General features: G+C 63.9%; 29 protein-coding genes and 1 tRNA gene. 16 read left to right on the top strand and 14 right to left on the bottom strand.

Annotated elements, in window-relative coordinates; translation table 11 throughout:
* Window positions 1–183 precede the first annotated feature (183 nt).
* The gene (locus XH92_RS01650) at window positions 184–1,746 is read left to right on the top strand and encodes an alkaline phosphatase (RefSeq protein WP_194457679.1); all 1,563 of its coding nucleotides are present in this window, start codon (window positions 184–186) and stop codon (window positions 1,744–1,746) included.
* A gap of 168 nt (window positions 1,747–1,914) precedes the next feature.
* The gene (locus XH92_RS01645) at window positions 1,915–2,913 is read left to right on the top strand and encodes an N-acetylmuramoyl-L-alanine amidase (protein ID WP_246788172.1); all 999 of its coding nucleotides are present in this window, start codon (window positions 1,915–1,917) and stop codon (window positions 2,911–2,913) included.
* 26 nt (window positions 2,914–2,939) lie between these two features.
* Here the strand turns inward: XH92_RS01645 and XH92_RS01640 are convergent, their stop codons facing one another.
* Window positions 2,940–4,064 (bottom strand): hypothetical protein, encoded by a 1,125-nt coding sequence (locus XH92_RS01640; protein WP_194457678.1) that lies wholly within the window; start codon window positions 4,062–4,064, stop codon window positions 2,940–2,942.
* Window positions 4,065–4,159: 95 nt separating this feature from the next.
* Window positions 4,160–4,534: a response regulator gene (locus tag XH92_RS01635; protein ID WP_194457677.1), complete on the bottom strand. Its 375-nt coding sequence runs from the start codon at window positions 4,532–4,534 to the stop codon at window positions 4,160–4,162.
* A 199-nt stretch (window positions 4,535–4,733) separates the two neighbouring features.
* Here XH92_RS01635 and XH92_RS01630 point away from each other — a divergent pair, with 199 nt between their 5' ends.
* The 10 genes from XH92_RS01630 (at window position 4,734) to XH92_RS01585 (ending at window position 13,513) form a co-directional block, all read left to right on the top strand.
* On the top strand, window positions 4,734–5,498 hold the full coding sequence (locus tag XH92_RS01630; protein ID WP_194457676.1) for a Crp/Fnr family transcriptional regulator: 765 nt from the start codon (window positions 4,734–4,736) through the stop codon (window positions 5,496–5,498).
* 208 nt (window positions 5,499–5,706) lie between these two features.
* Window positions 5,707–6,426, top strand: coding sequence for a prolipoprotein diacylglyceryl transferase (locus XH92_RS01625; RefSeq protein ID WP_194457675.1), 720 nt, complete (start codon window positions 5,707–5,709; stop codon window positions 6,424–6,426).
* Entirely contained in the window at window positions 6,407–7,852 is a 1,446-nt protein-coding gene (locus tag XH92_RS01620; RefSeq protein WP_194457674.1) for a radical SAM protein, read from the top strand. The genes XH92_RS01625 and XH92_RS01620 overlap by 20 nt, the downstream gene beginning before the upstream one ends.
* On the top strand, window positions 7,849–8,091 hold the full coding sequence (locus tag XH92_RS01615) for a hypothetical protein (protein WP_194457673.1): 243 nt from the start codon (window positions 7,849–7,851) through the stop codon (window positions 8,089–8,091). The genes XH92_RS01620 and XH92_RS01615 overlap by 4 nt, the downstream gene beginning before the upstream one ends.
* A 142-nt stretch (window positions 8,092–8,233) precedes the next feature.
* A complete protein-coding gene (locus tag XH92_RS01610) occupies window positions 8,234–8,503 on the top strand; it encodes a hypothetical protein (protein WP_194457672.1) in 270 nt (89 codons plus the stop codon).
* Window positions 8,504–8,524: 21 nt separating this feature from the next.
* A complete protein-coding gene (locus XH92_RS01605; RefSeq protein ID WP_194457671.1) occupies window positions 8,525–8,758 on the top strand; it encodes a hypothetical protein in 234 nt (77 codons plus the stop codon).
* 293 nt (window positions 8,759–9,051) lie between these two features.
* Window positions 9,052–10,878: a translational GTPase TypA gene (typA, locus tag XH92_RS01600; protein ID WP_194457670.1), complete on the top strand. Its 1,827-nt coding sequence runs from the start codon at window positions 9,052–9,054 to the stop codon at window positions 10,876–10,878.
* 212 nt (window positions 10,879–11,090) lie between these two features.
* Window positions 11,091–12,344 (top strand): NAD(P)/FAD-dependent oxidoreductase, encoded by a 1,254-nt coding sequence (locus tag XH92_RS01595; protein ID WP_194457669.1) that lies wholly within the window; start codon window positions 11,091–11,093, stop codon window positions 12,342–12,344.
* Between the two features lie 72 nt (window positions 12,345–12,416).
* Window positions 12,417–12,653 (top strand): hypothetical protein, encoded by a 237-nt coding sequence (locus tag XH92_RS01590; RefSeq protein WP_194457668.1) that lies wholly within the window; start codon window positions 12,417–12,419, stop codon window positions 12,651–12,653.
* A gap of 26 nt (window positions 12,654–12,679) precedes the next feature.
* Window positions 12,680–13,513, top strand: a complete 834-nt coding sequence (locus XH92_RS01585) for a DUF3883 domain-containing protein (protein WP_194457667.1) — start codon at window positions 12,680–12,682, stop codon at window positions 13,511–13,513.
* 45 nt (window positions 13,514–13,558) lie between these two features.
* On the opposite strand, the gene XH92_RS01580 is transcribed toward XH92_RS01585, so the two are convergent.
* From XH92_RS01580 to XH92_RS01570, 3 genes are all read right to left on the bottom strand, one after another.
* On the bottom strand, window positions 13,559–13,966 hold the full coding sequence (locus tag XH92_RS01580) for a thiol-disulfide oxidoreductase DCC family protein (protein WP_194457666.1): 408 nt from the start codon (window positions 13,964–13,966) through the stop codon (window positions 13,559–13,561).
* Between the two features lie 59 nt (window positions 13,967–14,025).
* Window positions 14,026–15,351 carry an SDR family oxidoreductase gene (locus XH92_RS01575; RefSeq protein WP_194457665.1) on the bottom strand — a complete coding sequence of 442 codons (1,326 nt, stop codon included), beginning with the start codon at window positions 15,349–15,351 and terminating at the stop codon, window positions 14,026–14,028.
* 98 nt (window positions 15,352–15,449) lie between these two features.
* A complete protein-coding gene (locus tag XH92_RS01570; protein WP_194457664.1) occupies window positions 15,450–15,917 on the bottom strand; it encodes a DUF2269 domain-containing protein in 468 nt (155 codons plus the stop codon).
* Between XH92_RS01570 and XH92_RS01565 the strand changes: the two genes are divergently transcribed.
* The 3 genes from XH92_RS01565 (at window position 15,885) to ppa (ending at window position 17,486) form a co-directional block, all read left to right on the top strand.
* On the top strand, window positions 15,885–16,235 hold the full coding sequence (locus XH92_RS01565) for a hypothetical protein (protein ID WP_194457663.1): 351 nt from the start codon (window positions 15,885–15,887) through the stop codon (window positions 16,233–16,235). The genes XH92_RS01570 and XH92_RS01565 overlap by 33 nt on opposite strands.
* Before the next feature lie 45 nt (window positions 16,236–16,280).
* Complete coding sequence (locus tag XH92_RS01560; protein WP_194457662.1) at window positions 16,281–16,790, top strand: GNAT family N-acetyltransferase; 510 nt, start codon at window positions 16,281–16,283, stop codon at window positions 16,788–16,790.
* 165 nt (window positions 16,791–16,955) lie between these two features.
* Window positions 16,956–17,486: an inorganic diphosphatase gene (gene ppa / locus XH92_RS01555; RefSeq protein WP_016847249.1), complete on the top strand. Its 531-nt coding sequence runs from the start codon at window positions 16,956–16,958 to the stop codon at window positions 17,484–17,486.
* Between the two features lie 161 nt (window positions 17,487–17,647).
* Here the strand turns inward: ppa and folD are convergent, their stop codons facing one another.
* Genes folD through XH92_RS01540 form a run of 3 tightly spaced genes read right to left on the bottom strand, consistent with a single transcriptional unit; the run spans window position 17,648 to window position 19,197 of the window.
* Complete coding sequence (folD, locus tag XH92_RS01550) at window positions 17,648–18,532, bottom strand: bifunctional methylenetetrahydrofolate dehydrogenase/methenyltetrahydrofolate cyclohydrolase FolD (protein WP_194457661.1); 885 nt, start codon at window positions 18,530–18,532, stop codon at window positions 17,648–17,650.
* 1 nt (window position 18,533) lies between these two features.
* Complete coding sequence (locus XH92_RS01545) at window positions 18,534–18,869, bottom strand: DUF167 domain-containing protein (RefSeq protein WP_021078231.1); 336 nt, start codon at window positions 18,867–18,869, stop codon at window positions 18,534–18,536.
* A gap of 37 nt (window positions 18,870–18,906) precedes the next feature.
* Entirely contained in the window at window positions 18,907–19,197 is a 291-nt protein-coding gene (locus XH92_RS01540) for a YggT family protein (protein WP_021078230.1), read from the bottom strand.
* Window positions 19,198–19,493: 296 nt separating this feature from the next.
* On the opposite strand from XH92_RS01540, the gene XH92_RS01535 reads away from it, so the two are divergent.
* Window positions 19,494–19,569, top strand: a tRNA-Ala gene (locus tag XH92_RS01535).
* A gap of 109 nt (window positions 19,570–19,678) precedes the next feature.
* Here the strand turns inward: XH92_RS01535 and XH92_RS01530 are convergent.
* The 6 genes from XH92_RS01530 to XH92_RS01505 all read right to left on the bottom strand — a co-directional run bounded on the left by XH92_RS01530 (window position 19,679) and on the right by XH92_RS01505 (window position 26,236).
* On the bottom strand, window positions 19,679–20,488 hold the full coding sequence (locus XH92_RS01530; protein ID WP_194457660.1) for an enoyl-CoA hydratase: 810 nt from the start codon (window positions 20,486–20,488) through the stop codon (window positions 19,679–19,681).
* A gap of 116 nt (window positions 20,489–20,604) precedes the next feature.
* Complete coding sequence (locus XH92_RS01525) at window positions 20,605–21,444, bottom strand: glutamine amidotransferase (protein WP_371817919.1); 840 nt, start codon at window positions 21,442–21,444, stop codon at window positions 20,605–20,607.
* Window positions 21,445–21,605: 161 nt separating this feature from the next.
* Window positions 21,606–22,385 (bottom strand): SDR family oxidoreductase, encoded by a 780-nt coding sequence (locus XH92_RS01520; protein WP_194457659.1) that lies wholly within the window; start codon window positions 22,383–22,385, stop codon window positions 21,606–21,608.
* Between the two features lie 237 nt (window positions 22,386–22,622).
* Window positions 22,623–23,126, bottom strand: a complete 504-nt coding sequence (locus XH92_RS01515; protein ID WP_194457658.1) for a TerB family tellurite resistance protein — start codon at window positions 23,124–23,126, stop codon at window positions 22,623–22,625.
* A 171-nt stretch (window positions 23,127–23,297) separates the two neighbouring features.
* The gene (locus XH92_RS01510) at window positions 23,298–24,707 is read right to left on the bottom strand and encodes an adenylate/guanylate cyclase domain-containing protein (RefSeq protein ID WP_194457657.1); all 1,410 of its coding nucleotides are present in this window, start codon (window positions 24,705–24,707) and stop codon (window positions 23,298–23,300) included.
* A gap of 143 nt (window positions 24,708–24,850) precedes the next feature.
* A complete protein-coding gene (locus XH92_RS01505; RefSeq protein WP_194457656.1) occupies window positions 24,851–26,236 on the bottom strand; it encodes a cytochrome P450 in 1,386 nt (461 codons plus the stop codon).
* Window positions 26,237–26,248 lie beyond the last annotated feature (12 nt).

The following is a 26,248-nucleotide window of genomic DNA, read 5'->3' as shown; positions in this document are numbered from 1 at the left end:
TACCCCTCTCCCCAACTCTCCCCCACAAGGGGGAGGGAGCCTAACGTGCGTGCTCACCTTACGAAGGGCGCGGCCTCTCTGACGATCCGCTCTCCATCCCCCTGTAATCTCACCGTCATGGAATTTTTCTAGGTCTGTCCCGGCCCGCGGCGCATTGTCGCTGTGACCTTAAGGAGGCTCCCCATGACGATCCGGTTTTCGCGAAACCTCACCCGCCGACGCTTTCTTTCCACGGCGGCTGCGGCCGGCGCCGGCGTGGTCGCGATGCCTTATCTGTCGCGCGCGGCCGATCGCCCGGTGATCACCCATGGCGTGCAGTCCGGCGATGTCGGCGTCGACGGCGGCGTGGTGTGGGCGCGTGCGGACCGGCCGTCGCAGATGATGGTCGAGGTCGCGACGTCAGAATCGTTCAAGGACGCCCATACGCTGCCGCCGATCACGGCGCTGCCGGAGAGCGACTTCACCGCCAAGATGCTGCTGGAGAACCTGCCCTCGGGCCAGGACATCTTCTATCGCGTCCGCTTCCGCGACCTCGCCCATATCGACATCGTCGGCGAGCCCGTGGTCGGCCGCTTCCGCACCGCGCCGAGCGACCGCCGCGACGTCTCCTTCGTGTGGGGCGGCGATGTCGCCGGCCAGGGCTGGGGCATCAATCCCGACGACGGCGGCATGATCACCTTTGCCGCGATGAAGAAGCACGCCCCGGATTTCTTCCTGCATTCCGGCGACACCATCTATGCCGACGGTGTCATCACCGCCGAGCAGAAGCAGCCCGACGGCAAGATCTGGAAGAACATCACGATCCCGGAGAAGGCCAAGGTCGCCGAGACGCTCGACGAATACCGCGCCGCGCACAAATACAATTTCCTCGACAGTAACCTGCGCGCCTTCAATGCCGAGGTGCCGATCTTCGTGCAGTGGGACGACCACGAGGTGACCAACAACTGGTCGCTGTCGAAGCAGCTGCCGGCCGCCTACAAGGAGCGCGACATCAACGTGCTCGCCGCGCGCGCGGCCAAAGCCTTCCACGAGATGTATCCGATGCGCGAGAGCATCGTCGAGCCGGGCCGCGTCTATCGCACGCTGAGCTACGGCCCGCATCTCGACGTCTTCATGCTCGACGAGCGCAGCTATCGCGGCCCGAACGGTCCGAACCTACAGGAGACTTACGGCCCCGACGCCTATTTCATCGGGCCGGACCAGATGGCCTGGCTGAAGCGTGCACTGCTCAACTCACGCGCCACCTGGAAGGTGATCGCCTCCGACATGCCGCTGTCGCTGATCGTCTATGACGACGCGACCAACAAGAAGGGCTCGGAAGCCTTCGCGCAGGGCGACGGACCGGCGCGCGGCCGCGAGCTCGAGATCGTCGACATCCTGCGCTTCATCAAGACCGCCGGCATCGTCAACACGGTGTGGCTGACCGCCGACGTGCACTACGCGGCTGCGCATTACTACAACCCGAACAAGGCCCAGTTCCAGGAGTTCGATCCGTTCTGGGAATTCGTCTCAGGCCCGCTGCATGCCGGCACGTTCGGTCCGAACGAGCTCGACAACACGTTTGGCCCCGAGGTGAAGTTCGTCAAGGCGCCAGGCGAGGCCAACCAGAACCTGCCGCCGTCGGCCGGCATGCAGTTCTTCGGCCACGTCAAGATCGACGGCAAGAGCGGCCAGATGACGGTGAGCCTGCGCGACCGGGTCGACGCCGAGTTGTGGGCGATCACGCTCGATCCGAAGCCGGTGTAATCAGGTCGCCGGCGCGACGGAACCGCGCTCCCCGCGCTGAACGCCCTTGCTCCAAGGCAAGGGCGAACAAGGCAACGGCGTTGCCGCGATTGACAGGGGATGGACGCGACCTGCCTCTTCCGGTATCGATGTCAGAGCCGTTATGCTGGGGGCCCGGAGGGGCGGAGCATGAGGCGCTGCGAATCGATTCGCGTGCTTGGTGGCATCGTCGCGAGGCTTCGGCCTCGTCGCTTGCTTGTCGTCGCGATCGCGGTGTTCGCGCTGCTGCCGATCGACGTGAGCGATGCCGGTTGGCTGCCTGATCTCTTCAAGAGCTCACCGAAGCATCCCAAAGCGGCAAAGCGCGCGAAATCGGCGAAGCCTGCCAGATTGGCAAGGCACCACGCGCCATCAAAGCCACGCGCCACACGGCTTGCCGCCCTTGGGCCGGTCGCGCTGCCGCCTACCGTTGCCAAGCCGGCCGCAGCCAAATGCGATCCCGCGACACTGCGGATCGTGCTCGATGTCGGACATACCGCGGAATCGGAAGGCGCGATCAGCGCGCGCAATGTCGCCGAGTTCGCCTTCAATTTGCGCCTTGCGCGGCTGATCGAGGAGAAGCTGAAGGCTGAAGGCTTTGCCGCAACCAAGCTGCTTCTGACCGAAGGCAAAGCACGACCCAGCCTGTTCAGGCGGGTCGCCGCTGCCAACCACCTGCACGCGGACCTCCTGCTGTCGATCCATCATGATTCCGTGCCCAACAAGATGCTCGAGGACTGGGAATTCGAGGGCAAGAAACGCCACTTCAGCGACCGCTTCAGCGGTTACTCTGTGTTCGTCTCCCGCGAGAATCCGGACTTCGGGGCGAGCCTCCGGTTTGCCGAACTGATCGCGAAGGAAATGAAGGCGCAGGGGCTGCAATATGCCGCGCAATACAGCCTGCCCATCATGGGGAGCAACCAGCACCCGCTGCTGAACAAGGACACGGGCGTCTACAGCTATGATGAGCTGATCGTGCTGCGAAAGACCGCGATGCCGGCCGTCCTGCTGGAAGCCGGCTCGATCATCAACCGCGACGAAGAACTCAAGATGGACTCGCCCGAGCGGCGCAACGCGATCGGCAGCAGCGTCGTGTCCGCGGTGAAGGAATTCTGCGAGCCGCGATGGGCCCTGCTCGGTCCACTCTGACGGCCGGGCGATCCACTTCCCCCGGTTCAGCCCGGCTTGCCGGCCTTGATCTCGTTAAATTTGGTGAGCGCCTGTTCGAACTTGGGGCTGAAGAGCCACATTGCGTCGAGGATTTCGCGGAAGCTTGCGGATGTCCTTGCCCTGTCGGCCCGACCGAAGGCGAAGATGCTGTTGTTGCGGAGATATCCCATGATCCTGGGCTCGGAGATCCTGTAGTTGACGAGATTGCCCGACTTCAGCGCCGCCCTGGTCGGGCTGGGAATGATCTGGATGAGCTCGAAGAGCTTCATCTGATCGATCGGATCGGGCAGGGCTTTTGCGATCGCGGGAACCTGCGGGAAAATATCCGCGTGCTCGTTCATGAGCGCATCGCGCACCGCGGTCCAGTGATTGAACCGGTGATCGAGATTGCCGGCTCGCGCTTCTTCCATGTCGTCGCGGCGGTCCAGCGCAGGATCGAGGGCCGCGATCGATTGCTTGATTGCGGCCCACTTCTTTCGACCGTTGCGATCTTCGGACGGACCGGTCTGCAGGCTGCCTTTGTAGGTGTTCGACCGCGCATTTCCGGCATTCTGCTTGCCGTTGGTCTCGGCGAAGAACAGGCCAAGGCTGATCCGGCCGGCAGTCGCGGCGTCAGCGGCATCCAGCCCCCTGGCGCGCGCGATCACCGTCGCGAGGTCGACCACGTCCTTGAACGGCGTCTCGGAGCTCTGCGCACTGGCGGGCGGCGCCTCCATCACGTCGAACAGCTTCCTGTACTCATCGAGCAGCGGCTCATTGTCGGCGTCGAAATAGGCCGGAGGGATTCCGAATCTATTGGGTCTTCCGATCCTGGACGGAAGCGCATCGGTGAGATCCTTGTAGGCGCTCATCATCCCGACACGGGCAAGATAGAGCGCCTGGCCCGGCAGATCGGGCAGCGGCTGACGGGAATCGATCTGCGCCCGCCGCTGGCGCAGGATCGAGACGAAGTCCTTCACGGCATTATCGTAGGCGTTGAGCGCCGCCGATTGCCCGCTCGTGAGCGCGGCCGGCTCGGCGCTGGCGGGAGATACGAAGCGACCAACGATGGCCGAAGGCCGCGGCTGCGCGAGCAGCAGCCCGAGCAAGAGCGCTGCTGCGAGCGCAGCGGCAGATGTCCTGATCGCCATGACGGCTTCCCGAGGGCTGTGCGTCGCCCGAATCCGACAACTTGCATCGTAGACGACGAACGCGCCGACTGCGAGGCAGAAAGCCCGGCAATCCGTCAGCGTCCGTTTCGCAGCGCCGCTTCCAGCGTCTCGCTGGTACACGGCTTGGTCAGCCGCGGCTTGCCGGCGAGCGATTCCGGCAGCCTGATATCGGCGCCATAACCCGTGACGAACGCGAACGGCACTTTCAGCACATCGAGCTGTTCGGCGATCGCGAAGGTCTTCTCGCCCCTGACGAGGCCGACGTCGAGCAGCGCGAAATCCGGCGCGCGCTCGGCGATCAATTCGAGCGCGCGCGCGACGTTCGCAGCCGTGCGCACCGTCCGGGCGCCGAAGCCCAGGATAGTGTCCTCGAAATAGAGCGAGATGATCGGATCGTCCTCGACCACGAGGACGTCACCGGGCATGCAGGCATTGCTGGCGGATTCCATGACGCGGTGTCCATTGCTTCGATGATGGATGAGAGACCGGATCAGTCCGGCCGGATGGCCCGCGACCGGCGCCCGAAAGCACGCCGGCTGTTCCCGGGATGAAAGCCATCACATCGCAAGCCGCCGCGTCTGTTCACTAGTGAACATAAAAGCTGGAACATTTTCAGTATGGTCCGCGTTGGGTTTTCAGGATTTTCCAATGATTGCGAAACGGACCGATTTGGCCGGGACGTGCGACCGGCCGTTCAACAATCTTGTGCGCCGGCTGAATGCCGCCGATTACGAGCTGATCGCGCCGCATCTTGCGGTGGTCGAGGCTGCGGCCGGCGACCTGCTCTACAATCCCGGCGACGACGTCCAGATCGTGCATTTCCCATGCGGACCGAGCCTTGCGTCCTACATGGTGGCCAACGAGGACGGCCGCGATGTCGAGACCATCCTGGTCGGCCGCGAGGGCGCGGTCGGCGGCATCGTCAGTCAGGGCTTCCTGCCGGCGTATACGCGCATCACCGTCAAGTTCGGCGGGCCGTTCCTGCGGCTGCCGATCAGCAAGCTCGACGCCGCCAAGCTGAAGTCGATCTCGGTGCGCAACATCTTCGCGCGCTATGCCGACTGCATGCTCGCGCAGATCTTCCAGTCGACCGCCTGCAATGCGATCCACTCGATCGAGCAGCGCGCCGCGAAATGGATCATCTCGGCGATGGAGCGCACCAATGGCAACGGCGTCGTGCCGCTGACGCATGAGCAGCTCTCGACCTTGCTCGGCGTCGGCCGCAGCTACACCAGCCGGGTGATCCAGAACTTCAAGGCGGAGGGTGTGCTCGACACGCGTCGCGGCGCGATCGTGATCCGCGACCCGGACAAGCTCAAGCTGCGCTCGTGCCTGTGCAACGAGGCGGTGAAGGATCATTTCGAGGAAGTGCTGCGCGGGGTATATCCGAGCGAGGACAACCCGGCGAATTGACGCTGCCGCTTACCTCTCCCCGCTTGCGGGGAGAGGTCGGATTGCATCGCAGATGCAATCCGGGTGAGGGGGTACAGGTCTCACCGCGGTCAGAACTCGCGGAGACAGCCCCTCACCCCAACCCTCTCCCCGCAAGAACGGGGAGAGGGAGCATAACTGCCCGCGCATCAACTATCGCAGGCCGCGAAATTCGCGCTACACTCGCCTCATGAGTGGGGCTGAACTTCACGCCGTCTTCGACATCGCAGCATGGTGCGCGGCGGCCTTCGCGATGTGGTGGCTGTCCCGGGTGCGCGGGCTGCAATTCCCGCGGCAATCCTTCGAGCTGACGTATATCGCCGCGCTGGTGTTCGGCGCCGGCATCGGCGCCTACATCTTCGGCACGTTGAACCTGTGGTTCTCGGGCCTGTCCGGCATCGCCCGCTCGGTCGAGGGCGCGCTGGCGGGCGGCATCGTCGCGATCGAGCTCTACAAATGGCTGCACGGTATCTCGCTGCGCACCGGGGCGCGGTTCGCGCTGCCGCTCGCGATCGGCGTCGCGGTCGGCCGGCTCGGCTGCTATTTCGCGGGGCTCGAGGATTTCACCTATGGCACCCCGACCACGCTGCCCTGGGGCCACGATTTCGGCGACGGCATGCTGCGCCATCCGGTGCAGTTCTATGAAAGCCTGGCAATGGCCGCGTTCGCGGCCTGCTATGTCTGGGCCGTATTGAACCGCAACGCGGCAATCATCACCAATGGATTCTACCTCGTGCTGTTCTACTACGGCCTGCAGCGCTTCGTGTGGGAGTTCATCAAGCCCTACGGCGCGCTGATCGGCCCGTTCTCGCTGTTCCACCTGCTGTCGCTGTTTGTCATGATTTATGCCGCCGTCATGCTGGCGACGGCCCCGAATGTGAGTGTGAAGCATGAACGCGCCACTGCGTAAGTCCCGCCCCTACATCTTCTGGGGCCAGACCCAGTCGCTTTGCGAGACCTGCCTGACCCTGGTGCCGACCAAGATCCAGATATCGGGCAACGAGGTCTGGTACGAGAAGCGCTGCAAGCAGCACGGCGTGCAGTCGACGCTGGTCTCGACCGATGCGGCCTATTGGCGGCTATGCAAGGATTTCATCAAGCCGGGCGACCGGCCGCTCGCCTTCCAGCGCCACACCGAATTCGGCTGCCCCTATGATTGCGGGCTGTGCCCGGACCACGAGCAGCACTCCTGCCTGGCGCTGATCGAGATCACCGAGCACTGCAACCTGACCTGCCCGGTGTGTTTTGCGGATTCCTCGCCGGCGCGTACCAGCTTCACGCCGCTGGCCAAGATCGAGAAAATGCTGGATGCGCTGGTCGCAAGCGAGGGCGAGCCCGATCTGGTGCAGATCTCCGGCGGCGAGCCGACCCTGCATCCGGATTTCTTCGCCATTCTGGACGCGGTGCGGGCGCGGCCGATCCGCCACGTCATGATCAACACCAATGGCTTGCGGATCGCGCAGGAGCCGGACTTCGTCGCAAAACTCGCCGAGAACAAGCGCGGACTAGAGGTCTACCTGCAATTCGATTCGCTCAGGCGCGACGCGCTGGTCAATCTGCGCGGCGCCGACTTGCGCAGGATCCGCCAGCAGGCGCTGGAGAATCTCGAGCGTCTGGGCGTCTCGACCACGCTGGTCGCCACCATCAAGCGCGGCGTCAACGATGCCGAGATCGGCGATATCGTCCGCCACGCACTGACCTGGAAATGCGTGCGCGGCGTCACGCTGCAGCCGGTGCAGGACGCCGGCCGCAACGAGCATTTCAACAAGGACACCGACCGCATCATGCTGTCGGAGATCCGCAATCGCGTGGTCGAGACCGGGGTGTTCGGCGACAAGGACATGATCCCGCTGCCGTGCAACCCCGAGAGCATCTCGATCGGCTACGGCCTGCGCAACGGCGAGAAAGTGCTGCCGCTGACCTCGCTGTTTCCGCAGGAGCAGCTCGTCGCCGTGATGCCCAACACGATCAGCCCGGAGAAATATCCGGTGCTGCGGGAGAAGTTCGTCGATCTGTTCTCTCTGTCGTCGGGGCCGCTGAACACCTCCGAGCGCGTCTGCGAATTGCTGTGCTGCCTGCCGAGCTTCGAGGTGCCGGATGGCCTCACCTACGAGAACGTGTTCCGCGTCACCATCGTGCAGTTTCTCGATCGTTTCAATTTCTGCGTCGGCAACGTCAAGCGAAGCTGCATCCACTTCGTCACCGAGAGCGGCGCGATCATCCCGTTCGACACCTACAATCTGTTCTACCGCGATGGAAAGATCGACGGCATTCGCACCGCGCTCGCTGGCCAGACCTACCGGGAGGCACGGCAAGGCGAGGAGGTGCCGCGATGAGCGAGACCGGCGCACCGCTTTCGCCGCGCCCTCCGGAGAAGCGCAACGGCTGCGTGACCGCGCTGATGATCGTCGCCGGCATCATTCTGCTGCTGCCCGGCCTCTGCGCGCTGCTCTTCGTATTTGCCGGCGTCGCCAAAATGGCGTCCGATGATCTTCAGTTCGTCGCCGCCTGCCTGCTTGTCGCGTGCTTCGGTGTGGCGCTGATCTGGTGGGCCATCCGCAGACCTGGCTCCTAGAGCGTTTTCGAGCGAAGTGGATACCGGTTCGCGTGAAGAAAACGCGTCAAAACAAGAATCTAGAGCCCCGTTCCGATTCAATCGGAACGGGAAAGGCTCTAGGGACGGCTCGCATCATGAACCCACGGGTGGACCAACAGCCATGAGCGAGACCAATCCTCCTCCCGTACCGCCTGCACCAGCGCAGGCGCCCCCTCCGCCGCTCCCGCCGCCACGCGGCGGCTGCGCCACCGCGTTCATGGTGCTGTTCGGACTGATCCTGCTGCTGCCCGGGCTCTGCGCCCTCCTGTTCGGGTTCGGCGTCCTCAGCGAGTCGAGAACCGATCCCTCCATTCTCTTCCTGATCCTGCTCGGCCTTCTGGTCGGGTTCGCCGGCATCATGCTGATCCGGGCTGCGATCAAGGGGCGGTAGCCGTAGGAGGCGCGACGAATCATGAGCAGCCTGGACCAACCGCCGCCGAACAGTTCTTGGCAACCGCGCCAAAGCAGCGGCTGTCTGACCTCGTTCATGCTGTTTCTGGGCGTCATCCTGCTGCTGCCCGGCGTGCTGTGTGCAATCGTGATCGTCACCTCGGTCGAACCGGGCACGGACCCATTCACGCCAGTAGTGATGTTGATCGCGCTTGGCGGCGTCGTATTGATCGTTTTGGCCCGTTCCCGGAAATGATGCCGGACACGGGAACCTGCCAAAATCGGCCCTTCCGGCCCTTCCGGCCCTAATTTCGATCGACCAAACCACCAATAAATCATTGTTTTTTGGCGTTTTCTGACTATATTGCGCCGCAACGCGCAAGGTGCCCGGTCCTCTGACCGGGCTTCCTTTTTGGGGTGATGCGTCCCCGTCAAATTTCTTGGGTATGAGCGTGATCCGGGCCCCGATTGGGCCACGCGAGCGAGCGGCCGGCCAAATTGGTCCGGCGAGATCGCGCATCTGACCATTGCACGACCAGAAGAAGAGCCATGAACCTTCGCAACGTCGCCATCATCGCCCACGTCGACCACGGCAAGACCACCCTCGTCGACCGCCTGCTGCAGCAATCCGGCACCTTCCGTGAGAACCAGAAGGTCACCGAACGCGCCATGGACTCCAACGACCTGGAGCGTGAGCGCGGCATTACCATCCTGGCCAAGGCGGCCTCGGTGCAGTGGAAGGACATCCGCGTCAACATCGTCGACACCCCCGGCCACGCCGATTTCGGCGGTGAGGTCGAGCGCATCCTCAACATGGTGGACGGCGCGCTGGTGCTGGTCGACGCCGCCGAAGGTCCGCTGCCGCAGACCAAGTTCGTGGTGTCGAAGGCGCTCAAGATCGGCCTGAAGCCGATCGTCGTGATCAACAAGGTCGACCGTCCCGACGCGCGGCCGACCGAAGTCATCAACGAGGTGTTCGACCTGTTCGCGGCGCTCGACGCCAGCGAGGAGCAGCTCGACTTCCCGATCCTGTACGGGTCGGCCAAGCAGGGCTGGATGGCGGAGAGCCCGGAGGGTCCGAAGGACCTCGGCATGCAGCCGCTGTTCGACCTGATCGTGCGCCATGTCGAGCCGCCGAAGGTCGAGGAAGGTCCGTTCCGCATGATCGGCACCATCCTCGAGGCCAACCCCTATCTCGGCCGCATCATCACCGGCCGCATCTCCTCCGGTTCGATCAAGCCGAACCAGCAGGTCAAGGTGCTGTCCGCCGACGGCAAGCTGATCGAGACCGGCCGCCTGACCAAGATCCTCGCCTTCCGCGGCCTCGAGCGTACCCCGCTGGAGGAAGCCGAGGCCGGTGACATCGTCGCGATCGCGGGCCTCACCAAGGGCACCGTCGCCGACACCTTCTGCGATCCCACGGTCGAGACGCCGTTGCCGGCGCAGCCGATCGATCCGCCGACGGTGTCGATGTCGTTCATCGTCAACAACTCGCCGCTCGCCGGCACCGAAGGCGACAAGGTGACCTCGCGCATGATCCGCGACCGCCTGATGCGCGAGGCCGAGGGCAACGTCGCGCTGCGCGTCGTCGAGGCCGCCGACAAGGACTCCATGGAGGTCTCCGGCCGCGGCGAATTGCAGCTCGCGATCCTGATCGAGACCATGCGCCGCGAGGGCTTTGAGCTCTCGGTGTCGCGACCGCGCGTCGTGCTGCAGAAGGACGAGGCCACCGGCGCCTGGCAGGAGCCGATCGAAGAGGTCGTGATCGACGTCGACGAGGAGCATTCCGGCGTCGTCGTGCAGAAGATGAGCGAGCGCAAGGCCGAGATGATCGAGATGCGGCCGTCCGGCGGCAACCGCCTGCGGCTGGTGTTCTACGCGCCGACCCGCGGCCTGATCGGCTACCAGGGCGAACTCCTCACCGACACCCGCGGCACCGCGATCATGAACCGCATCTTCCATGGCTATGCCGCCTACAAGGGCGAGATCCAGGGCCGCCGCAACGGCGTGCTGATCTCCAACGACCAGGGCGAAGCGGTGGCCTATGCGATGTTCAAGCTGGAAGACCGCGGCCCGATGATGATCGAGCCGGGCTGGAAGGTCTACAAGGGCATGATCGTCGGCGAGCATACCCGCGACAACGACCTCGAGATCAACGTGCTGAAGGGCAAGCAGCTCACCAACATCCGCACCACCTCGAAGGACGAGGCGGTGCGGCTGACGCCGCCGATCCGCATGACCCTGGAAAAGGCGCTCGCCTATATCGAGGACGACGAGCTCGTCGAGGTGACGCCGAAGTCGATCCGGCTGCGCAAGAAGCACCTCGATCCGAACGACCGCAAGCGCGCCGAGAAGGCCAAGGAAGCCGTAGCGTAAGCGGTGACGTAAGCCGAACTGTCGTGCCCCGGCACCGGGTCGGCGCGAAGCGCCGCCCGATGACTAAACAGTTCCGGGGCACCCAGTACGCTGCGGCCTCTCGGCTCAATCACCACTGTCTCTGGAATACTGGATCACCCGCATGCGCGGGTGATGACAGTCATGCATGCGGCGGCTTCAGGCCCGGCGGCGAACGTGCTAGAGCCGGAGGCATGACTTCCCTTCCCTCTACGATCGATGTCGCCATCATCGGCGCCGGTGCCGCAGGCCTCGGCGCCGCGCATGCGCTGAAGGGCAGCGGCCTCTCCGCCATCGTCCTGGAAGCCCGCGACCGTCTCGGCGGCCGCGCCCATACGATCCAGGCCGCGCCTGACGTGGTGTTCGACGTCGGCTGCGGCTGGCTGCATTCGGCCGACCAGAACAGCTTCGTCGGCATCGCCAAGCAACTCGATTTCGAGCTCAACAAGGACCTGCCGCCCTGGCGCGAACGCGCCTATGGCAAGGCATTCCCGCAGACCGACCGCGATGCGTTCATGCTTGCGCTCGACGAGTTCTATGATCGCCTCGAGCAGGCCGCGCGCGGCGGCAAGGATGGTTCAGCCGATCGCTATCTCGAGCCCGGTAACCGCTGGAACCCGATGATCGATGCGATCTCGACCTATGTGAACGGCTGCGAGCTCGATCAAGTCTCGATCCTCGACTTCGACGCCTATGAGGACAGCAACGTCAATTGGCGAGTGCGGCGCGGCTATGGCGCGCTGGTCGCCGCCTATGGCGAGCAGGTGCCGGTCGCGCTGAACTGCGAGGTCAGGCTGATCGATCATTCCGGCAAGCGTATCCGCATCGAGACCTCGCGCGGCGTGCTGGAGGCGGACAAGGTGATCGTCACCGTGCCGACCAATCTGATCGCCGAAGAAGCGATCCGCTTCTCGCCTGCGCTGCCGGACAAGCTCGACGCCGCGCGCAATCTCCCGCTCGGCCTCGCCGACAAGGTGACGCTGGCGCTCGCCGAGCCCGAGGCGCTGCCTAGGGAAGGCAATCTGCGCGGCGCCACCATGCGCACCGAGATGGGCACCTATCACATCCGCCCGTTCGGCCAGCCCTGCATCGAAGGCTTCTTCGGCGGCCGCTTCGCGCGACAGCTCGAAGACGCCGGCGACGGTGCCATCGCCGCGCACAGCATCGACGAGATCGTCTCCTTCCTCGGCAATGATTTCCGCCGCAAGCTGAAGCCGCTCAGCGAATCCCGTTGGGCCCACGACCCGTTCGCCCGCGGCTCCTACTCGCACGCGCTGCCCGGCCACGCCGACAAGCGCGCCGTGCTGGCCGCACCGGTTGACGGCCGGCTGTTCTTCGCAGGCGAAGCGACGTCGCCGCATTTCTTCTCGACGGCGCATGGCGCGAGGGACAGCGGGGAGCGGGCGGCGAAGGAAGTGTTGGCGGCCGTCGCTCCTAGCTCTCAGTAGCTGGATGTATCGCTTAAGCTGATCTACTCTGTCGCAATAGATGCCGTACTCGCGATAGACTAAGGCCTCAAAATGAACAGTCTTGAAGGTGGCTGGGCGTGGACAGACATGACTTTCTCCGAGTGGAGCATGGCCGTCAATCGACGGCTCAAGTATATTTACGCGATCAGCATTGATGACGCAGGTATCGACCGCGAGCTTCTCAAGTCCCATTGGGAAGAGAAGGAAGCTCCGTTTGATTTTGTGTCGTGGTTTGGAAACAAATACGATCTCGACCCGAGGCAAATGTTTGGCCACTTGTGTGGATGAAATAATTGTTTCCTTGTTGAACGCACATGGCCGACGAGAATAGATTCGGATTGGATTGGAGCGATGATGAAGTAGACTTCATCATCGCCGACTATTTCGCGATGCTCCGCGCGGAACTGAATGGTGTCGACTACAATAAATCTGCGCGTCGCCGCTCTCTTGTGGAGCGCATAGGGCGAACCGAAGGATCGGTCGAACGCAAGCACCAGAACATTTCCGCGGTTCTCATTGAGCTCGCGCTGCCGACAATCTCTGGCTACAAGCCGCTTCCAAATTTCCAAAAGTCGATTATCGAAGGCATCGAGCGCTATTTGACTCGCAATCCGGGAGATTTGATTCCAGAGCCGTCGGCTAAGAGCTTCGGCGAAGCGCCGAGTCTATTTGTCGAACAGCCGCCAGTCCTTCAGACTGTCGCTCATAGGGATAAGGAGCTGGTGCGCTTGGTCAGGAAGTTTGACCCCGTCGAGCGCGACTTCCGGAACAGGTCCTTAGGAAAGGCAGGCGAAGAACTAATCTTTGCCTTTGAGCGGCAGCGTCTGATTGCACATGACCGCACTGACCTTGCGCGGAAGGTCAGATGGGTCTCCCAAGAAGATGGAGACGGAGCCGGGTACGACATCCATTCGTTCGATCACAACGGCTCAGAACGTCTGATCGAGGTTAAGACAACCAACGGCCTTCAAACCACCCCGTTCTATCTGACAAGGAACGAACTCTCCTTTTCAAACGAGAGGCCAAGGGAATTTCGCATATGTCGACTTTACGACTTCTCCAGAAAGCCGAAATTGTTCGAACTAGAGCCTCCCATCGAGAAACTTGTTCGACTTGAGCCGCTCTCCTTCGCGGCGTCATTTCATTGATGGCGGCGCGCAGTCTGAGTAAGGCCCACTTGTTCCGTTGACAACCTACTCCAGCACCCTCGCCCGCTTATCTGCATCCGGCACGAAGCACGTCTCGTACTTCCCGAAGATCTTGTAGCGGTTGCGGGCGATGAGGCTGTAGACCGCATCGCGCAGCGGCTTGGGCACGACGAACAGCGCGCGGGTCCAGCGCCAGCCGGGGAGATGGCTCAGCACCGTCAGCGCCGCATCCGACTTCATCCAGGCGATGCCGTCATGGACCACGGCGTTGGTGTCGGGGTCATCAGGGTCGATGCCAAAAGTCTTTGCCAGCCGCGTGCCGTAGTCGGACTGGATCGGCGTGAAGCGGAAGCGCCTCTCGGCGTCGCGTGCGACGACGAAGCGGACCCAGCGTGAGCAGAAGATGCAGACGCCGTCGTAGAGGATCACGTCGTCGTCGGGCCACGCGGTCATCTTGATTTCCTTCGACGCGTTTTCTTCACGCGAACCGGTTCCCACTTCGCTCGAAAACGCTACCGGTTATCCAATGTCAGCAATGCGACCAGCATCAGCACGATCGCGGGCCCGGTCTTCACCAGCGCGCCGAGCGGCTCGATCCAGAGATCGGGCGTCAGGATCGCCGACCCCACCATGTAGCCGAGCGAGGCAATGATGCCTGCAACAAGACCGAACGCCGCGGTGCGGCGGATCGCGATCAGCACGCCGATGCTCATGTCCATCAGGCTTGTCAGCACCGTCACCGGCCCGACCAATGCAGGCGGGAAATGGTGCGCGCTCAACATGCCGGCGGCGGCGTCATAGGAGATGACCAGCGCGATGAAGCCCGACGCGACCCAGAACAGCACCAGGCTTGCGAAGATCAGCGCCTTGATCAGGAACAGCCGCGCAAACCATTTGTCCTGGACGGTCGCGGGCCGCCCGCCGATGGCTTGTGAGATCGTCTTCGGCACGATGCCGGTCGCAGTCATCCAGGCCGTGGGATCGCCGGTGACGCCGCGGCGCAGCTCGGCGATTGCGTTGGAGCGCAGCGGCGGCATCCACCCGAGGCGGCTTGTGAGATCGCCGAGGCGGGCGCCGAGATCGATCAGGAACGACGGCGTCGGAATGCGGAAATGCTTTGCCGTGCCGAACGACCAGCGGAACTGGGCAATGACGCCGCCGAGCGAGATCGGCTGCTTCTGCATCAGATCCCATGTCACCGATCGCACCGCTTCGTCGGCGGTATCGCGCGCCGCAAGCCAGGCGATGGTGGCGGCGATATCCTCGACTGCGACCGGCTGGAGCGGCGTCGCGGCGTCGTCGGCCGGCAAATCGACCGGCAGCGCCGCCAGTGCCCGCAGCATGGCACTGCCGCCATAGGCCGAAGGCGCGATGACAAAGCCCGGGCGCAGGATCGCGTGCGCGATCCCTGACGCCGCGATCAGCCGTTCCGCCTCGCGCTTGGTGGTGCTGAAGGCGGTGCGATCCTCACTGGCCGCGCCGGGAATCGAGATGTGGACGAGACGGATGGCGCGATGGCTGTCGCTGATCGCCTGCAACAATCGCGCGACGAAGTCGCGATGCACCGCGCTTGTGTCGCTGCCCGGACCATCCTGCAGCACGCCGAGGCAATTGACGACGACGTCGACCTCGTGGGTGCGGATAAGCTGCGCCAGCGCCGCGGCGTCCATCGACATCACGGGAAGCTCGAGGTCGGCCGCGCTCATCTTTTGTGCAGGCGTGAAATGTCGCGCGACCCCAATCACATGAAAGCCGCGCGCCCGCAGATCGTCGGTGAGGTACCGTCCAATCAATCCCGACGCGCCGAGCACGAGGATATTGTGTGATGCGTCACTCATAAACTATCCAGTATCGTCATTCCGGGGCGATGCGAAGCATCGAACCCGGAATCTCGAGATTCCGGGTTCGCTTCGCGCCCCGGAATGACGACACTGAACTAAAACGGTTTCGCGATCATCAGCCACAGGATGATCATCACCGATCCGAAGCCGGGAATCCCGAACAGGCACCAGCGGCGAAACAGCGCATCGTAGCGCGGCGGCAGCGGAAGACCCTTGTCGGCGGCCGCCTGCGCGAGATCGCGCATCTCCATCTGCATGAAGATGACGGGAACCCAGAACACGCCGGCCAGCGCGTAGAGCGCCAGCGACACCAACAGCCAGCGCTCGGTGAAGCCTGTTGCCGAGAGCATCATCAGCAATCCGCCGCTCACCGGCTGCAGCAGCACGGCGCTCAGCGTGAAGATCATGTCCGCGATGACGACGGTCGCCGCCGTGCGCGCGATGAAAGCCGCATCGCGCGTGCGATGCGCCGCCAGCATGAAGAAGGCGATCCCGGTCCCGGTGCCGAGGATCACGATGGCGCCGAGCACATGCAGATATTTGATCAGGAAGTAGAGCGTCATCGCAGTCCGCTCGCGGTCGGGCCGATTTCGGCGCGCAGAAATACCGCCGCAGCCATAGGCCGGGCGCGCGCGGAAATCCACTGCGGCGGCGTGGACGCCACGGGCCCGCATCGCGACTGGATTCGCTGGCAAAATTGCCGCGGCGAATCAGCTCCGGATCGTCTTTTCCTGAACGGCGGCATTGTCATAGAGCGCTCGCGATCCAGCTTTGCACAGGCCGGGATCGGTGATTGGTCGCGCGAGCCTGGCCAGTGTCCTCTTTCGGTACAAGTTTTCATGACACTGATGCAAAAAGCCCACAGGTTAACCGATAATTAACGATGGACCTTGAAGGCGGCCCTCCGACTTGCTTTGATTACAACCATGAGCACAACGCTAATCGAGGTCCGGCCGGCCAAAGCTGCAGACGCAGCCTCGGTGGCGTCTACCCATGACGAAGCCTGGCGCTCGGCGTATCAGGGAATCATCCCCGGCGCCGAACTCGAAAAGCTGATCAACCGCCGTGGCCCGCAGTGGTGGGACAGTGCCATCCGCAAGGGCAGCCGCGTCAGCGTGCTGGTGTTCGGCGACCGGATCGCGGGCTACGCCAATTACGGCCGCAACCGCGCCCGCAGCCTGCACTTCGAAGGCGAGATCTACGAGCTCTATCTGCGCCCGGAATTCCAGGGACTCGGCTTCGGCCGGCGCCTGTTCGCCGCAGCCCGCCGCGACCTGCTGCAGAGCGGCCTGAAGACCATGGTGATCTGGGCGCTCTCCGACAACGAGCCGGCGACCGAGTTTTACCGCGCGCTGGGCGGCCGCATGGTGGCGCGCTCCTCGGAGCGGTTCGGGCCGAAGTCGCTCGACAAGGTCGCTTTCGCCTGGTCCAACTGAAAATCCTGCTTCTCTCGCAGCTGCAGCAAGGCTAAACCAGCCCTCAGCGCTCCGCGCGATGGCCAGCCCGGCCCCAAGGCCGGGCCTGATGCTGTTTTGCGGCCTGTCGGCGCCAACCAAAAAATCACATCGTTCTCAACTTCCAAAGGCCACGCGGAGCAATCCATGCGTATCGACGCCATATCGATCGGAAAAAATCCGCCCCACGACGTCAACGTCATCATCGAGGTTGCCGTCGGCGGCGAGCCCATCAAGTACGAAATGGACAAGGAGGCCGGCACACTGGTGGTGGACCGCTTCCTCTACACGCCGATGCGCTATCCCGGCAATTACGGCTTCATCCCGCACACGCTGTCGGGCGATGGCGATCCCTGCGACGTGCTGATCGTCAACACCCGCGCGATCGTGCCGGGCGCGGTGATGAGCGTGCGTGTGGTCGGCGTGCTCCTGATGGAAGACGAGGCCGGCGGCGACGAGAAGATCATCGCGGTGCCGTCGTCGAAGCTGACCCAGCGCTACGACAAGGTGCAGAACTACAGCGACCTGCCCGACATCACGCTGCAGCAAATCCAGCACTTCTTCGAGCACTACAAGGATCTGGAGAAGGGCAAGTGGGTGAAGGTGCTGCGCTGGGGCGACGCCGACGAGGCCCGCAAGCTGATCCTCGAAGGCATCGAGCGCGCGAAGAAGAAATAGGCACGCTGCCTAGGCTCCCTCGCCCCGCTCTTGCGGGGAGAGGGTTGGGGTGAGGGGCTTCCCTCCACGAGTTACGAACGTCGAGAGACTGGTACCCCCTCACCCGGATTGCATCTGACGATGCAATCCGACCTCTCCCCGCAAGCGGGGCGAGGTAAGAGCTAAACCGCAGGCGCCGGCAGGCCGGCAATCGCGCAGGCGGCGCGCAGCGTGTTGACCAGCAGGCACGCGACCGTCATCTGCCCGACGCCGCCAGGCACCGGCGTGATCGCGCCCGCTATACCAAGCGCTTCCTGGAATGCGACGTCGCCGACCAGCTTCGGCTTGCCGCCCGGCACCGGGATGCGGTTGATGCCGACATCGATCACGGTCGCACCGGGCTTCAGCCAGTTGCCGCGCACCATCTCGGGCTTTCCGACCGCCGCATAGACCAGATCGGCCTGGGCGCACAGCTTCGACAGATCGCGCGAGCGCGAATGCGCGATCGTCACCGTCGCGTTCTCGTTCAGCAGCAATTGCACCAGCGGACGGCCGACCAGATTGGAGCGGCCGATCACGATCGCGTTCATGCCCTCGAGCGAGGGGTGCACGCTCTTGGTCAGGATGATGCAGCCGAGCGGCGTGCAGGGCGACAGCGCGGCGAGACCGCCGGCCAGCCGGCCGGCATTGTTCGGGTGCAGGCCGTCGACGTCCTTGGCCGGGTCGATCGCGTTGATGATGGTCTCGGTGTGCAGCGATTTCGGCAGCGGCAGTTGCACCAGGATGCCGTGCACCTTCGGATCGCGGTTGAGCTGCGCGATCAGCGCCAGCAGATCGGCCTGCGACACGTCCTCCGGCAGCTTGTGCTCGAACGAGGCCATCCCGGCGGCCTGGGTCTGGGTGTGCTTGCTGCGGACGTAGACCTCGCTGGCGGGATCATGGCCGACCAGAACGACGGCGAGCCCCGGCGTGAGCGCATGATCGCGCTTGACGCGGGCGACCTCGTCGGCAACGCGGGCTCTGAGCTCGGCGGCTATGGCTTTTCCGTCGATGATGCGGGCAGTCATGTCAGTCCTTTGTTTCCTGGTTCGGCTTGGCCGCCGTCAACTTCCGCAACGTTTCACCAAGCCCCTTCGGGTCGCCGTCGACCGCCACCTGCTTCAGCCGCGAGGTGGCGCCTGACAACAGCTTCACCCTGGCCTTGGGCACGCCGAGCGCCTTGGCGAGCAGCTCGGTCACCGCACGGTTGGCCTCGCCACCTTCCGCAATGGCGCGGACCCGCACCTTCACCACCGAGCGGCCGTTGGCCAGCGTCTCGATCCCGTCGATGTCGTCGCGGCCGCCGCGCGGCGTCACGCGCAAGGCGATGCTGATGCCCTCGGTGGAATAGCGCCAAGGATCCATCAGCAAGGCTCCATCAACGAGCGTCCATCGCGCAGGATCAGATCACGTTGGGATAGATGTAATAGGCGATCACCCGCTGGATGAACATGATGATCAGGATCACGATGATCGGCGAGATATCGAGCCCGCCCAGATTCGGCATCACGTTGCGAATCGGCCGCAGCACCGGCTCGGTGATCCGGTACAGGAACTCGGCCACCGCGGAGACGAACTGGTTGCGCGTGTTGACCACGTTGAAGGCGACCAGCCAGGACAGGATGGCGGAGGCGATCAACAGCCAGACATAGAGGTCGAGGACGATGATGACGATATCGAGAACAGCGCGCATATGATGGGGGCTCGCGGGTGGGACGACCAGGTGAAGCGCGACGAGACCGGACTGAAGGGCCAGCGCGCCTCTCGTTTGAGCAGGATCTTCTCGGAAAACCGCTACGTACTTTCGCTAACGCGGTCCGCCGGGTCCGGATCACGCTCTAAATATCGGTTCATCCCCCCGCAAACAAGGGAAGTTCCCGGCAGGACAGGCCGAAAACCGTTGTTTCACCGTTCTTGACTTGACCTTGGGCGGGACTGTAAATGGCGCCCGACTGACGGCCGGGATACTCAGCAACACCCGGCCGCGATGGGGCCATAGCTCAGCTGGGAGAGCGCGTCGTTCGCAATGACGAGGTCGGCGGTTCGATCCCGCCTGGCTCCACCACGCTTCGCCCTTCGGGCTACGCGTGGCGCAGCCGCGCAGAGCCCGAAGGGCGAAGCGTGGTGTCCGGCGAAGCCCAAAGGGCGAAGACGGACTTTATCGGTTTCCCCCCTCACGTCCCCGTAAACCGCGGCGGGCGCTTCTCCACAAAACTCGCCACGCCCTCCCTGAAATCATTGCCCTTGAGCGCGATCTGCATCTCGCGGTTGGCGTCGATGGTGGCCTCCGCCAGCGACTGGAACGGCACGTCGTAGACCTGGCGCTTGATCACGGCGATCGCGCTCGGCGAGACGAAATCGGCGAGGTCGCGGGCATAGGCATAGGTCTCCTCGCGCAGTTTCTCCGGCGACGAAAGCCGGTTGACGAGGCCGATGCGCAGCGCCTCCGCAGCCGACACGCGCCGCGCCGACATCAACAGGTCGAGCGCGTTGGCGTGGCCGACGATGCGCGGCAGCATCCAGCTGATGCCGTGCTCGGCGATCAGGCCGCGCCGCGCGAAGGCGGTGGTGAACACGGCGCTGTCGGCCGCGAAGCGCAAATCGCAATAGAGCGCGTGGACCAGGCCGATGCCGGCGGTAGCGCCGTTGAGCATCGCGATCACGGGCTTCTTGATGGCGGGGTAATAGGCGTAGCGGGTCTGCCAGTCGGCACGGCGGTTCATGTCGAACGGAATGCTCTCGCCGCGCCTGACCTCGTTGGGATCGATCCCCTGCAGCGCTTCCATGTCGGCGCCGGCGCAGAAGCCGCGGCCCGCACCGGTCAGCACGATGACGCGAACATCGTCGTCATTGGCCGCCGTCTCCATCGCGTGGCGCACGTCACGCTCCATGATCGCGGTCCAGGCATTCATGCGGTCTGGGCGGTTGAGCGTGATAGTCGCGATCCGGTCGCTGACCTCGTAGAGGATGTGCTGGTAGCTCACGGCGATCTCCCTGTGCCTTGTTGTTATTGAGACGCGCGGCGATGTGGCCCGCGCGCGGCAGCCGACAGTAGCACATCCATCAGAATGAAAAGGTGGCGCGAAATTCCGCGCGGCGGCTATTCGGCGGCCTGCAGCATCACCGGCCGCGGCACGCGCGCGATCCAGCCGTCGACGAAATGCTTCAGCCAAGCGCGCTCGGCGGCATCGTGCACGGCGCGCTCGGCGAAGTGCTGATGACGCGGCTGCGCGCCCGGCGAATCCATTCGTACGCAACCGCGCGCGGTCCAGCGATGCATCATCGCGTAGGTCACATCGGGATGGAATTGCAGGCCGAAGGCGTTGCCGAACTGGAACGCCTGCACCGGGAAATCATCGCCCGCCGCCAGCAAATCCGCGCCCGCGGGCAATTGAAAGCCCTCGCCATGCCAGTGATACACCCGCGCCGGCCAGTCCGGGCACAATGCGCGGCCCGCCTCCGTCGGCCTGACCGGGTAATAGCCGACCTCGACACGGCCCTGCGGATGCGGTGCGACCTTGGCGCCGAGTTGCCGCGCCAGCATCTGCGCACCGAGGCAGATGCCGAGGAACGGACGCTGCTCGCGCAGCGGGACTGCAATCCAGTCGATCTCGCGGCGCACGTAATCATCGGGATCATTGGCGCTCATCGGGCCGCCGAAGATCACCGCGCCGGCATGCGCGTCGAGCGTTGCGGGCAGCGGGTCGCCGAAGCGCGGCCGGCGGATGTCGAGAGGGTAGCCCAGCGTACGCAGGGCGTTGCCGATCCGGCCGGGGGTCGATGTCTCCTGATGCAGCACGATCAGCACCGGCCGCAGCGGAGCCTGATCCAGCATCCGATCCGAGATCTGATCCGTAACCCGATCCTTGGGCGTGACCGCGGCCGGCCTTCGGCTCGCGAAGGGCACCACGACACGGCTCTGGTCAGACCGGAACGACATTGCCTCTGCTTGAAGATTTGGCCTCTGCTTGAAGATTCGGCACGTAAGGCGCGATCATAGCTAAGTGGTCGTTAACATCGTGTGAGTTTGCGCACACAGGCACAAAGCAAATCGCGGGCCAGAAACAGCCTTAACGGCGATGAATGGGCTTTCGGGCGAATCTAGCGTTTGCGCAGCTGAAAGCCGCCGACCGCCGTCAGGATGAAGGAGCGCGGAAACAGCCGGAGCAGGAACGGCACTATCTTGATGAAGGCGCCCGGCAGCACGGCGCGCTTGTTGGCCATCAGGCCGCGATAGGCCTGGCGGGCGACCTCGGCCGGCGCCACGTTGAGGATGGCGGAATCGAATCCGGGGGCAAAGCCGGCGCGGTCCTGGAACTCGGACGGCACGGGACCGGGGCAAACCACGGTGACGCGCACGCCCTTCGGCGCCAGTTCGCAGCGCAACGCCTCGGAAAACGACAGCACATAGGCCTTGCTGGCATAGTACACGGCCATGCCGGGGCCCGGCAGGAATCCGGCGATCGAGCCGAGATTGAGGATGCCGCCGCGGTTGCGGATCAGCTGATCGGCAAAACGCAACGTCAGGTCGGTCAGCGCGCGGATATTGACGTTGATGATGTTGAGCTGTTCGGCACGATCGCGCTCGACCGCGAGGCCGAACAGGCCGAAACCGGCATTATTGACGAGATATTCGACCTCGACCCCGGCCTCGGCCAGGGCCTGCGCGATCTTGTCGCCCGCATCGGTCTGCTGGAGGTCGCAGGGAATCACGATCGGCGCCGCGCCGCCCTTGGCCCCGAGCTCGCCTGCGAGCGCCGTCAGGCGGTCGGCGCGCCGTGCCACCAGCGCCACACGGTGGCCATTCGATGCAAACACGCGCGCCAGTTCGGTGCCTATGCCCGCCGATGCCCCGGTTATCAGCGTCACACGCTCAGTCACGTTTCAAACTCTTACTGCAAATTCTAGTGAGGTCCCCAACGGGGCGACGAGAGCATAGGGATGCGGTGTGACGCAAGCCGCGTATGGGCTTGTGGATAGCATTGGAGGCGCTGGTTTGGTGACGAAACGACCGATTTTCAGTCGGATCGCCCACAATCGCGGCGGACATTAAAGTTTCTTAAAGTTTCGCCATCCGCCACGCCGGCAAGGAGGCGTCAGCTTGCGCAGGCAGCCGTGTCAGATTGCCGCGTCTACCGTGCCCCAGGGGCCCTTTGGCAGCTCGGCCTGCTTCTCGGCGACCCGGTGCTTGAGATCGATGCGGTCGCGCGAGGAAATGCCGAGCAGATCGGCAGCACGCCAGACCACATTGTCTTCGAACTCGCTGACCTGGCCGTCGGCATAGACCAGCTCCCACATCATCTCCACGATGCGCAGCCGTCCCTCCTCATTCACCGAGCGCATGATCACACTGGTAAAGTGATAGAGATCGACCGCCTCGCCCTCGACGCGCATGGCGGAGGCGATCAGCCTGTCGGCGGTGCCGGGATCGAGCTGGAAACGGCTCTCGATCAGGCTGTGCAGCTTGAGCTTTTCGGCAGGCGTCGGCTCGCCGTCGAGCGAGACGACATGCACCAATAGCGCGGTCGCCGCCAGACGATAATCGCTGTCGTCGAAGCTGCGGTCGGCCTGGGCATCGGGGGAGACGATATCGGCAATGAATTGGCGGAGTCCGTCGAGCATCGCTCTCTCTGTGGGATGAAGCCTGGAAGCTTTGATTTGAGCATCGGTCCGGAAAGCTTCCGGATCATGCGCCGTTGAAATCTATATGGCGTGGAAACAGAACCGGTGCAATCCGCGCGGGTTCCCGCTGCGGCATTACGTTTCGGCAAGCATTACGTGTCGGCAATGTGACTACGGTATCTCGTACACCACGAGCTTGTCGGCAATGCCGCGCAGCGCCGCTTCCTTCTGGATCGGCTTGATCGCCGCGCGATCGAGGATGCCGGCGACCTCGGCCGATTCCATCACCGGCTGGGTCAAATGGATTTCCTGAGACGTCGACAGGCTCTGCACCCTAGCTGCGATATTCACGGTCTGGCCGAAATAATCCTGCCGTTCGTTAAGCGTCACCGCGAGGCACGGACCCTCATGGATACCGATCTTGACGACCAGATCCTCCTTGCCGCGCTCGGTGTTGAGTTGCTTCATCGCCGCCCGCATGCGCAGGCCCGCCGACAATGCATGCTCGGGCCGGATGAAGGTCGCCATCACGGCATCGCCGATCGTCTTCACGACGGCGCCGTGCTCGGAGGCGATGATCTCGAGCAGCGCGTGGAAATGCGCGCGCACCAGATCGAACGCGGCGAGATCGCCGACCCGCTCATAGAGCGCGGTCGAGCCCTTCAGATCGGTGAACAGGAAGGTCAGCGCGGTGATCTTGAGCCGCTGGTCGACGGTGAGGTTGTCGGCCTTGAACACGTCGCGGAAAGTCTGGTTCGACAGCATTCGCTTCGCGGTGAGGATCGGCTTGCGCTTGCCGAGCAGTTTGTGCAGCGGATCGCCCGCGATCCACACCGACGGCAGCACGCGGACATCGGCGTGATTCTCCAGCGCGAGCCGCAGCGGCCCCGGCCGCATCGTCGAGGTGCCGGTCGGCGCATGAGACTTGTTGAATGCGATCGAGAACTGCTGACGCTCGGTGGTCGGCTCGCCTTCGACAGCAAAGAAGTGCGCCGAATGCGTCACCGGCTCGAACACGATGACGAACTGATTGGGCAGATTGAGCGACAGGATCGCCTTTTCGCCGGGCGGGAGCTCGAGCCCCTCCAGCGTGACCTCGTTGATCAGGGTCGACACCGAGCTCTCGTCAAACTCGATCCCTGAACTCCAGAACATCTGGCGGAAGTATTCCCAGATCGGCAGCGTATTGGGATCATGCGCGGCGATGCGGCGGACCCGCGGGCTGACGGTGAAGGCAACCTCGACCAACTCGTCGACGGAAGCCTCGTAACCGGCGGCGCACAGCGCGCAATTGTAGTCGTCATGGCGCAGCGACTTCAGCGTGGTGTGGGCGTCGAGCACCCCGCCACAGCCCGGACACAGTACGTTCCAGCTCATGTCGAACAGGCCGAGCCGGGAGGCATGCAGGAAGCCGGAGATCACCTTCTCCTGGTCGAGCCCGGTACGGTTGGAGAAATCCAGAACGTTGATGCGATTGAGCTCGCGATCATGACCATCGACGATCAGCTGCTGCATGGCATCGACCACGGCCGGATCGGTCGTCTGCCTGAGGACTGCGAAGTGGGCTTGCGTATCGCTCATGGTGAGACCCTAGAGCATGATCCGGAAAAGTGTGTAACGGTTTTCCGAAAAGATCATGCTCAAAACAGAGAGATAGAGCGGGATGACGATTCGACGAAGTGTCATCCCGCCCAAGATGAGCATTGGGACACCGCCGCGCAAGGTCAGCGCGGCTTGATCGTGAACACTGGGGAGCGGTTCGGCTGGGTTGTCACCACGCCGATCGGAAGCACCGGATCCTTGTCGGCCAGCGCGACGCGGAACGCGCCGATGATCCGCGCCAGCGCGAGCGTCGCCTCGACCAGCGCGAAATGCGCGCCGATACAGACCCGCGCGCCAACGCCGAACGGCAGATAGGCGAAGCGATCGGGCGGCGTTTCCGTCAAGAAGCGCTGTGGTACGAACGCGTTGGGATCGCGCCACAGCTTTTCATGCCGGTGCAACAGCCACGGCGCGATCAGGATTACGTCATGCTTCCTGACCGGACGGCCCGCGATGGTGTCGGGACCGCCTGCCGCACGCGCGATCAGGAACGCCGGCGGATAAAGCCGCATGGTTTCGTCGATCACCGCGCGGGTGAATTTCAACCGCTCGATGTCGAGCGCGCCTGACGTCGTCACGCTCCTGACTTCTGCTGCCAATTGCTCCTGGGTCTCGGGATCGAGCGCCAGCAGATAGAGCGCCCAGAACAGCGCGGTTGCGGTCGTCTCATGGCCGGCCAGGATCATGGTCGCGACCTGGTCGCCGAGCTGGGCGTCGGTGAAGGCTTGGCCGGTTTCAGGATCGCGCGCGGCACCCATCAGGTCGAACAAGTCACGGGCCGGTGCGTTGTCATCCTTGCCGGCGGCGCGGCGCTCGGCCATCAACATGCCGACGAACGCGGTCCAGCGCTTGCGGAAGCGGGCGCGCCGGAAATCCTGCGGGGTCGGCCAGCTCAAGGGCAGCACCAGATCTAGCATATGCGGCCGTGCCAGCGTGTCGCCATACTCCATCACGAAATCGCGCAGCGCGGCACCGTGGCGATCCATGCCGAACGAGAACATGGTGCGGCCGGCGATCTCCAGCGTCATGCGCTGCATCACCTCGCGCAGATCGACCGGCCCGCCGCTCGCGGCTTTCAGCTTGGCGATGGTCTCGTCGACCGCCGCGATCATGTAGGGCACCAGCGTCGTCACCGCGCGCGGCGTGAACGCCGGCGCCAGCGTCCGGCGCTGATGCTTCCATGCACGGCCCTCGGCGATCAGCAGTCCCTCGCCCAGCATCGGACGCAGCACGCGAAGGCCGGCGGGCGTGCGGGTGTAGTTCTCGTAATTGTCGACCAGCACGTGGCGGATCGCATCCGGCGTATTGAGGATGAAGCTCGAGTGGTTGAGGAAGCGGCCATGGACGATGTCGTCTTCATAGGCGCGCTGGCCCCAGGTCTCGATCGGCGAGTTGCGCATCACCCGCATCCGCTGGAACGCGCCCATGTCCGCGGGCGCGCGCGGCGGCGCCGGCGGGACCAGGGGACGCCGCGTGACCGTGATATCGTAGACTTCGGCTATGCTCATGGTCCTCGCTTC

The sequence above is a fragment of the Bradyrhizobium sp. CCBAU 53421 genome, from assembly GCF_015291625.1.
Lineage (GTDB): Bacteria > Pseudomonadota > Alphaproteobacteria > Rhizobiales > Xanthobacteraceae > Bradyrhizobium.
Note: the sequence above shows the minus strand (reverse complement) of the source record. Positions and strands in the feature narration are given on the sequence as shown.

Excerpts from the sequence above, each read along its gene's own strand:
- folD (WP_194457661.1), bottom strand. The coding sequence starts at position 18,532 with ATGACTGCCCGCATCATCGACGGAAAAGCCATAGCCGCCGAGCTCAGA.
- XH92_RS01645 (WP_246788172.1), top strand. The coding sequence starts at position 1,915 with ATGAGGCGCTGCGAATCGATTCGCGTGCTTGGTGGCATCGTCGCGAGG.
- XH92_RS01525 (WP_371817919.1), bottom strand. The coding sequence starts at position 21,444 with ATGTCGTTCCGGTCTGACCAGAGCCGTGTCGTGGTGCCCTTCGCGAGC.
- XH92_RS01575 (WP_194457665.1), bottom strand. The coding sequence starts at position 15,351 with ATGAGTGACGCATCACACAATATCCTCGTGCTCGGCGCGTCGGGATTG.
- XH92_RS01620 (WP_194457674.1), top strand. The coding sequence starts at position 6,407 with ATGAACGCGCCACTGCGTAAGTCCCGCCCCTACATCTTCTGGGGCCAG.
- XH92_RS01505 (WP_194457656.1), bottom strand. The coding sequence starts at position 26,236 with ATGAGCATAGCCGAAGTCTACGATATCACGGTCACGCGGCGTCCCCTG.
- XH92_RS01605 (WP_194457671.1), top strand. The coding sequence starts at position 8,525 with ATGAGCAGCCTGGACCAACCGCCGCCGAACAGTTCTTGGCAACCGCGC.
- XH92_RS01545 (WP_021078231.1), bottom strand. The coding sequence starts at position 18,869 with ATGGATCCTTGGCGCTATTCCACCGAGGGCATCAGCATCGCCTTGCGC.
- XH92_RS01625 (WP_194457675.1), top strand. The coding sequence starts at position 5,707 with ATGAGTGGGGCTGAACTTCACGCCGTCTTCGACATCGCAGCATGGTGC.
- XH92_RS01585 (WP_194457667.1), top strand. The coding sequence starts at position 12,680 with ATGGCCGACGAGAATAGATTCGGATTGGATTGGAGCGATGATGAAGTA.
- XH92_RS01560 (WP_194457662.1), top strand. The coding sequence starts at position 16,281 with ATGAGCACAACGCTAATCGAGGTCCGGCCGGCCAAAGCTGCAGACGCA.
- XH92_RS01615 (WP_194457673.1), top strand. The coding sequence starts at position 7,849 with ATGAGCGAGACCGGCGCACCGCTTTCGCCGCGCCCTCCGGAGAAGCGC.
- XH92_RS01540 (WP_021078230.1), bottom strand. The coding sequence starts at position 19,197 with ATGCGCGCTGTTCTCGATATCGTCATCATCGTCCTCGACCTCTATGTC.
- ppa (WP_016847249.1), top strand. The coding sequence starts at position 16,956 with ATGCGTATCGACGCCATATCGATCGGAAAAAATCCGCCCCACGACGTC.
- XH92_RS01595 (WP_194457669.1), top strand. The coding sequence starts at position 11,091 with ATGACTTCCCTTCCCTCTACGATCGATGTCGCCATCATCGGCGCCGGT.
- XH92_RS01570 (WP_194457664.1), bottom strand. The coding sequence starts at position 15,917 with ATGACGCTCTACTTCCTGATCAAATATCTGCATGTGCTCGGCGCCATC.
- XH92_RS01590 (WP_194457668.1), top strand. The coding sequence starts at position 12,417 with ATGAACAGTCTTGAAGGTGGCTGGGCGTGGACAGACATGACTTTCTCC.
- XH92_RS01630 (WP_194457676.1), top strand. The coding sequence starts at position 4,734 with ATGATTGCGAAACGGACCGATTTGGCCGGGACGTGCGACCGGCCGTTC.
- XH92_RS01580 (WP_194457666.1), bottom strand. The coding sequence starts at position 13,966 with ATGACCGCGTGGCCCGACGACGACGTGATCCTCTACGACGGCGTCTGC.
- XH92_RS01515 (WP_194457658.1), bottom strand. The coding sequence starts at position 23,126 with ATGCTCGACGGACTCCGCCAATTCATTGCCGATATCGTCTCCCCCGAT.
- XH92_RS01635 (WP_194457677.1), bottom strand. The coding sequence starts at position 4,534 with ATGGAATCCGCCAGCAATGCCTGCATGCCCGGTGACGTCCTCGTGGTC.
- XH92_RS01565 (WP_194457663.1), top strand. The coding sequence starts at position 15,885 with ATGCAGATATTTGATCAGGAAGTAGAGCGTCATCGCAGTCCGCTCGCG.
- XH92_RS01510 (WP_194457657.1), bottom strand. The coding sequence starts at position 24,707 with ATGAGCGATACGCAAGCCCACTTCGCAGTCCTCAGGCAGACGACCGAT.
- XH92_RS01610 (WP_194457672.1), top strand. The coding sequence starts at position 8,234 with ATGAGCGAGACCAATCCTCCTCCCGTACCGCCTGCACCAGCGCAGGCG.
- typA (WP_194457670.1), top strand. The coding sequence starts at position 9,052 with ATGAACCTTCGCAACGTCGCCATCATCGCCCACGTCGACCACGGCAAG.
- XH92_RS01640 (WP_194457678.1), bottom strand. The coding sequence starts at position 4,064 with ATGGCGATCAGGACATCTGCCGCTGCGCTCGCAGCAGCGCTCTTGCTC.
- XH92_RS01650 (WP_194457679.1), top strand. The coding sequence starts at position 184 with ATGACGATCCGGTTTTCGCGAAACCTCACCCGCCGACGCTTTCTTTCC.